Source organism: Kitasatospora sp. CB01950, from assembly GCF_001905465.1.
Classification (GTDB): Bacteria; Actinomycetota; Actinomycetes; order Streptomycetales; family Streptomycetaceae; genus Kitasatospora.
The window spans coordinates 1-3,905 of record NZ_LISX01000035.1; the positions used below are offsets into that span (position 1 = coordinate 1).

2 protein-coding genes are annotated in these 3,905 nt (G+C 74.0%); both read right to left on the reverse strand.

Annotated features, from left to right (window positions below):
- Positions 1-3,696: non-ribosomal peptide synthetase (locus AMK19_RS34040; RefSeq protein ID WP_143200569.1), on the reverse strand; the 3,696-nt coding region annotated here is incomplete at its 3' end.
- Positions 3,696-3,905 (reverse strand): acyl carrier protein (locus tag AMK19_RS34045; RefSeq protein ID WP_143200570.1); only part of this gene is annotated, 210 nt, incomplete at its 5' end. The genes AMK19_RS34040 and AMK19_RS34045, both read right to left, overlap by 1 nt.

Below are 3,905 nucleotides of genomic sequence, written 5' to 3' on the forward strand. Positions count from 1 at the left end.
GTCCTGCACCAGGTGATGGATCTTCAGCAGTGCCAGTCGGCGGTCGGTGCCGGGCTCGGCGGCGGTGTGCACCGCGATCAGGGGGGCGCGTCCGAGGTCCATCGACCCGCCGCCGAACGCAAGCAGCTGTGCCACCGGGTCACCTGCGGCGGGGTCGAGCACCGTCCGCGCGATCGGCAGCCGGGCGTGCCGCAGCACCACCTGGACGGGCTCGCGCAGGCCCTCCCACACGATCGCGGTGCGGTAGATGTCGTGCCGGTCCACCACCTGCTGGAGTGCCCCGAGGAACGAATCGAGCCGCTGCTCGGAGTCGAAGGCGAGCACCGTCGGCACCGTGTAGACGTCGATCTCGCCCTGATCGGCCATCAGATGGTGGAAGAAGATGCCCTCCTGGAGCGGCGCCAGCGGATACACGTCCGCGATGTTCGCCGCACCACCCTCCACCGCGGCCGCGATCCGAGCGATCTCCGTCTCGTCCAGCTCCACCAGCGGCAGCATCTCCGGGGTGATCTCCACCGCGCCCGCCGGAATCAGGTTCGCGGGGACCACCAGGAGTTCCGGGGCGGTGGCCGCCGCCAGGCCCGCCGGGGTCGGGGTCTCGAAGAGCGCGCGGACCGAGACCGCGACACCGCGTCCGCGCAGCCGCTCGACCAGCGAGACCGCCAGCAGCGAGTGCCCACCGAGCACGAAGAAGTCGTCGTCGACGCCGACCCGCTCCACACCGAGGGCCTGCGCGAACGCCTCGCACACCACCTCTTCCCGCACCGACGCCGGCCCGCGCCCCGCTCCCGCCCCGAGATCCGGCACGGGCAGCGCCTTGCGGTCGACCTTCCCGTTGGCGGTCAGCGGCAGCGCGTCCAGCACCACCAGCGCCGACGGCACCAAGTGCCCCGGCAGCCGGCCGGCCGCGAACTCGCGGACCAGCGGGCCCAGCCCGTCGGCCGGTGTCCCGTCCTGCGGCACCACATAGCCGACCAGCCGGCGGTCTTCGGCGCTGTCCCCCAGCGCGGCCACCACGGACTGCGCCACCCCCGGGTGGGCCGACAGCACCGCCTCCACCTCGCCCGGCTCCACCCGGTAGCCCCGCACCTTGACCTGGCCGTCGGCCCGGCCGGCGAACAGCAGCCGGCCGTCGGCGGTCCAGCGCACCCGGTCGCCGGTGCGGTACATCCGCACGCCCGGCTCGAACGGTGACGCCACGAACCGCTCCGCCGTCAGACCCGGCCGCCCCAGGTACCCGCGAGCCACACCGGCGCCCGCGACATGGAGTTCACCCACCACACCGACCGGCACCGGCTCCAGCCATTCGTCCAGGACGTACACCCGCATGCCGTCCAGCGGGCCGCCCAGCGACAGCGCCCCGCCCGGCACCCGAGGCCCGGCCAGTTCCTCCTGCGTCGCGCACAGCGTCACCTCAGTCGGCCCGTACAGGTGCCGCACCCGTACACCGCCGCACGCCTCCAACACCCGCTCCACCGAGCCGGCGGGCACCACGTCACCGCCCGTCAACACCTCCCGCACACCGCCGAAGCAGCCCGGATCCTGCTCCGCGAGCACCCGGAACAGCCCCGCCGTCACATGCACATGGGTGACCCCGAAGCCGTCGATCCACTCCCGCAGCACCCGGCCGTCGGCCGCGCCGTCCAGCACCGGGGCCAGCACCACGCACGCGCCCGACAGCAGCGCCACCCACAGCTCGTAGGACGACGCGTCGAACGCGTGCGGCGCCTGGAACAGCACCCGCTCCCCCGCCGACAGGCCCCAGTGCGAGGCCGACGCCAGCGCCACCACGTCCCGGTGCGTCGCCAGCACACCCTTCGGCAGACCCGTCGACCCGGAGGTGTACATCACGTACATGCCGTTGTCCGGCCGCACCCGCGGCGCCTGGACCGTCCGCGGCAGCCGGGCCGCCTCCGCCCCCACCGCAGGATCATCGACGACCACCAGCGGCACGCCCACGCCCGCCGGCACCGTGCCGGCCCACTTCACGGAGGACACCACGCACACCGCGCCCGCGTCCCGCAGCACGAACTCCAGCCGCTCCGCCGGCCAGCCCGTGTCCACCGGCAGACCGACGCCCCCGGCCTTCACTACGGCCAGCAGCGCCACCACCAGGTCCGCCCCGCGCTCCAGCACCACCCCGACCCGCGACTCCGGCCGCACCCCGCGCGCCACCAGAACCCGCGCCAACTGCTCGGCCCGCGCGTCCAGTTGGGCGAACGTCAGCTCCACGTCCGCGCCCAGCAGCGCCACCGCGTCCGGCGAATCGGCCACCCGCCGGCCGAACACCTCGCCTACCGTCACACCGTCCGGGACACCGCCCGTCCGGTTCCGCTCCACCAGGAGCCGCCGGCGCTCCGCCGCGCCGAGCAACCCGAGCCGGCCCAGCCGCCGCCCCGGATCGTCCGACGCCGCTTCGACCACCCGCACCAGCCACTCGGCCAGCCGCTCGACCGACTCCCGGTCGAACAGGTCCGCCGACCCCACCATCCAGCCGCTCACCCCCGCCGGGGCGCCGTCGGCGTCGAAGCGCTCGCTCACCGACACGTCGAGGTCGAACTTCGCCGGCTGCTCGCCCACCGGCAGCACCTCGGCCCGCACGCCGGGCAGGTCGAGCACCGCCGGGCCCGTGTTCTGCACCGTCAGCATGACCTGGAACAGCGGGTGCCGGGCCAGCGAGCGGGTGGGCACCATGGCCTCCACCAGCCGCTCGAACGGCATGTCCTGGTGGTCCAGCGCGTCCAGCCCCTGGGCGCGGACCTGCTCCAGCACCTCCAGGAAGGTCGGGTTCCCCGACAGGTCGGTCCGCAGCACCAGGGTGTTGACGAAAAGTCCGATCAGGTCCTCGAAGGACTCCTCGGTGCGTCCGGCCACCGCCGCGCCGATCGGAATGTCGGTGCCCGCGCCGACCCGGTGCAGCGTCACCGCCAGCGCGGCCTGCAACACCATGAACAGGGTGACGCCGCGCTCCCGCGCCAGCTCCGCCAGCCGCCGGTGCGTCCCGGCCGGTATCCGCAGCTTCACACCGTGCCCCCGGTGCGACGCGACGGGCGGACGCGGCCGGTCGAACGGCAGCTCCAACTCCTCCGGCGACCCCGTCAACGCCCCGCGCCAGTACGCCGCTTGCTCGGCGAGCAGGCTGTCCTCGCCGTCCTCCTCGCTCAGCAGCTCCCGCTGCCAGAGCGTGTAGTCGGCGTACTGCACCGGCAGCGGCTCCCAGCGCGGCGCCCGACCCGCGCGGCGGGCCGCGTACGCCTCCGACAGGTCACGAGCCAGCGGGCCCGCCGACCAGCCGTCGGTGGCGATGTGGTGAAGCGTCAGTGCCAGCACCGACTCGTCGCCGCCCAGCACGAACAGCTCGGCCCGCACCGGAATCTCCACGGACAGATCGAAGACCCGGGTCGACGAAGCGGCCAGTGCCGCGTCCAGCCCACCCCGGGGAACCTCAATGACCCGCAGGCCGAAGTCCGCCTCGCCGACGGCCAGGACTTGCTGGCGGGGCTCGCCGTCCACGGTCGTGATCAGGGTCCGCAGCATCTCGTGCCGGCCGATCACGTCCCGCAGGGCCGCGGCCAGCGCCTCCCGGTCGAGGGCGCCTGTCAGCCGGAGCACCAGCGGGACGTTGTAGGTGGCGCTCGGACCGTCCAGCTGCTCCAGGAACCACAACCGGCGCTGCGCGAAGGACAACGGAACCATCAGAACTCCCCTTGCTGACGCACCGGCCGCACTGCGGGCCGGGCCTTCTTCTTGATCTGACCGGTCCGACCGTCACGGCCGTCCTGACTGCTGATCCAGGCGGCGAGGCCGGCCGGGGTGGGAACGTCGAACAGCACCCGGATCCGGACGTCGACCCCCAGCGCCGCGCGCACCCGCCCGACCAGGCGGGTCGCGAGCAGGGAGTGGCC